A 3,704-nucleotide genomic window follows, 5' to 3' on the forward strand; every position below is an offset into this window, starting at 1 on the left:
ATCTGATCTAGCTGGCCGGCGGCGGACCGGGCACGGAGGTCAGTGGCCAACCATCCCGGCGCGCGTCGCGGTGAACCCGAGCAGGGAAAGAATGGTGCTGAAGGCGAAAGTCAGAACGTACCTGAGCAGTGTTAGCGCCCCGGCGTGGGGCGGTTCGCGGAATAGAGCGGCGTAGAGGCACACCGCGAAAGTGGCGATGAGGAGGACGTTGCAGACAAAAAAGGCTGCGTACCCGAAGGTCACCAGCATCGCCGCCTGAGCAGCCGTCGGCGGTGCCGACTGCGCTATGGCGGCCGGGACGACCGCCATTGCGATAGCACGCAGCCCGTCTGGGGTGTGGCGAACCATGACCGGGACGACGAGGGAACAGTAGAGGACCGTGAGCAGTATTTCGCCACCCATCAGCTTCAGGCGTTCGCCGAAGGTCAGCTTGCCGAAGGTTAACTGCACCGCCGCTTGCAGTGCATTCAGGAGGTCTGGCCTCGTCCTGACGGCCTCTCCACTGAGCAACGTCTGCACTTGACGCTGCGTCTCCTCCACGGTGTCGCCGTTCGACGTTCCTCTTATATCGCCCGCTCCGTTACGATTTAACAATGGCATTTCGCTTGCCTCCTCGCCCGCTCGCGGTCTCGGAGTTTCCCCCACCGCCTCGGCCCCGCTTCCCCGCCCCGCCTCCCGATCCGTCCCGTCGTTTCGCTCCACTTTCCGAGGTCCCTCGGCGGTCGCACCGAGGTCCGACAGCGGCGCAGCGTTCGGCCGTAAGTTGGGCGTGCTGTTGTTCTGGCGCGGGCGCGGGCGCGGTACGGGGCCGGCGCTTGCCCCTCGCGGCGACTGCGACACGCCGCGAGCGGGCCGCCTTTGGGGCTGGCTCTCTTGGCTAACCGTCGGAGGACCCTGCGGGCCCATCGGCACATTTCCCGGTTCGCGTCCGGCTCCGCGCTCCTTCGTTCCATTGTCACCTGTTACGGGGTCGGTCTTGCCCTCGTCTGGTCCTTGATGGTCCTTGTCCGACGGCATCGCCATGATCCATCGCTCGGCAGAATTCGGAGCAGTCTGAACCTAGGCCAGCGCGCGGCGCAACGCGCCAGCGCACGGTAAAGGCGCGCCGCCGATTGCCAGCACATTTTGCGTTTTAGCGGGCGTCATTCCCCGGGTGAACAGACCAATTCCCTGCTCCACCGCCGGCATCGCTCCGATGATCGTCGAGGTGCATTCAGGGAGAACGTGAGATGATCCGAACAAGACCCTCTCAAGCATGGTTCAGGGCCGCGGGTCGTTACTTAAATTACGTTACGATTCGCCGAGGCTGAGCACCTGATACTTATTGTCTCGCGCATCGGGGCTGATGCTCACGGAACTTTCGGGCTTTGGAGGCTGGCATGCCGTGGTCCACAAGGTTCCGGAGACCGTGGTCAAGGGGGAGCTTCGTTTACTATCCGGCCGGCTGTATTGGCGCGGTTACGTGCTGTGGCCACAGGAGATATTACGAATGTGAAAGACCATGTCACCTTTCCCTTCTAGAGAGGAAGATGTGAGATGGGTGACATAGACTAATGTCACCTTCCAGAATATATGCCCTTATAAAGAAAAGGTGACATTATGTTTTTACACGGGTACAGCATGTACGCCTAATATTTTCGCCGGCCCCGTAAACCGCAGTGAAGTTTATATTGAATCTCTAGCAACGCCTTCGGCATATCCGGCATTGCCACTCTCGCGTGGCAATTCTAGATGATATTTTCATTCCAAATTATTCCATATGAGGTTACAGTGACTGAGTTGTACTTGTCACATTTGCGGCGCATCTACACCCATGCCCAGACAGATGAGCGCCGGCTGTCCATGGCGGAGATCACCGGCTGCGAGGTGTTCCAGACTTTCGCCGACCTGCGGGACTTCGTGCTCAACAAGCTCCGCTTTCCCTCCACCCAGCAGTCGAAGTTCGAGACCTACGGCTGGGTCCCAAGCGTGTTCCAGTTCACCGACCGAGAGTTCCGGCGGAAGGACGGTACGACTTTCACCCGGCATGGGTCGTGGCGTGTTGGCGAGGCCGAACTTGACCACCTGTCGGTGTTCTATGCCGACGTGGACAATGCCGACCCGTCGGGGCCCATGCTCTCGCCGCATGACGTCGCGAATGCTCTCGTGGACCTCGGCCTCAGCTTCTTCATCTACACCTCGTTCAGCCACAAGGCCGAGCACCCGAAGTTCCGGGTGGTGGTGGAGATCGACCGCGGCATCTCCCGGGCCGAAGCTCTCGACCTATTCGTGGCGACAAACTACGCAGTGTTGGGCGGGCAGGCTGACGCCTCCATCTATGACCCGGCCGACTTCCTGTTCGCGCCGCCGGCCGATCCTCTGGTCATCACCCATGATGGTGGACCGATGCCGGTCGATGACCTGCTGGCCTCGGCCGCCGCGTTGCGGGAAGCGAGCCCCGAACTTTGGCAGGTGGTCGAGCGGGCTGCTCGTCCGGCTCGGGCCGACATCACCCCCGAGCAGGCTGAGGAGCATCGGGCGAAGCTGGCGGTCCTGCGTCTCGACCAAAGCATCCGGGGCGAGGTCTCGGCCTCGAACCGGCAGTTCGTCCGGCCCGAGTGGATCGAGGACTATCTCACCGAGGCCGTGGGTGGGTCCCGATGGCAGACCATGCGCAGCATCATGGGGAAGGTCTGGCTGAAGTCAGGCGGGGACCTGACCCGGGGCGAGATGGAGACCATCTTCGGCGAGATCGACGCGGCTTCGGGCTTTCGCTTCGCGCACCGGCATGGCGCCTCGAAGACATCCGAGATCATCGAGTTCGTCATGTCGAGGCCGGTTCCGCCTCGGATCGTCGACGCCGAGGCTGCTCCCGAATGGAAGCCCATCCTTGAGCGGGAGGAGAGCGGGATCGTCGTCGACACGGTGGAGGCAGCCTGCGGCGAGGGTAAGACTCACGACATGCTGACCCGGATCGCGCGGGAGCGCGGCCGGTACGTCTATGTCTGTGACAAAATCGAGAACATCGAGAAGCGTCGCGCCGAACTCTTGCGGATCGTCGGCCGGGACGTGATGCGGTTCCACATCGCGCAGGCTCACTCTCAGCACGAGGAGTTCACGGTCGCCAAGCAGTTGCGGGACATCCGCGCGACGCTCGACAAGCTCTGGGCCGGCTCGGCTGCCATCGTGTTCTGCACCCATGCCTCGATGCTGATGATGGACTGGTCCGACTGGTCGGACTGCGAGGTCATTATCGATGAGGTGCCGGAAGTGACGGCAACCTTCACGCTGAACGCCCGCGACAACCACGATCTGCTGCGTCGGTACCTGCGGGCCGGTGATCTCGACGGTCAGTGCTATCCGATGAGCCTGACGCAGGAAGGTGCCGTCCTCGCGCAGCGTCGAAGGGTCGATGCCTACGACCGGCAGCACTATGGGCTCCTCGTCATGCTGGCGAAGCCGAACACAAAGGTCTGGGTGAAGCGCGAGGGCTGGGACGATCCGGGGTCCAACGACCTCGACTTCTTCTGCTTCTCCTCGCCCGAGAACCTCAAATCCTTCCGCCGGGTCTGGCTGCTCGGCGACGAGGCCATGAAGTCCCTCACGGCGAAGGTCTGGGAGGAGCGCTGGAGAGTGACCTTCCGCCCTTACGACTTCGAGCGTCGGCGCCGCGCGATCCCGATCTCCAGCCGGCTGACCATCTTGTACTTTTCCCAGCACCGGGA

Annotated in this window: 2 protein-coding genes; one reads left to right on the forward strand and one right to left on the reverse strand. The window is 62.3% G+C overall.

Features of this window, described 5'->3' with window-relative positions; genetic code table 11:
* Positions 1 to 39: 39 nt before the first annotated feature.
* Positions 40 to 600: a hypothetical protein gene (locus tag Q7A36_RS38805; RefSeq protein ID WP_305109141.1), complete on the reverse strand. Its 561-nt coding sequence runs from the start codon at positions 598 to 600 to the stop codon at positions 40 to 42.
* Positions 601 to 1,842: 1,242 nt separating this feature from the next.
* Between Q7A36_RS38805 and Q7A36_RS38810 the strand changes: the two genes are divergently transcribed.
* Positions 1,843 to 3,704, forward strand: a 1,862-nt coding sequence (locus Q7A36_RS38810) for a hypothetical protein (protein ID WP_305109142.1), incomplete at its 3' end; no start/stop codon positions are given.

The sequence above is a fragment of the Paracraurococcus lichenis genome (genome assembly GCF_030657435.1).
Classification (GTDB): domain Bacteria; phylum Pseudomonadota; class Alphaproteobacteria; order Acetobacterales; family Acetobacteraceae; genus Paracraurococcus; species Paracraurococcus lichenis.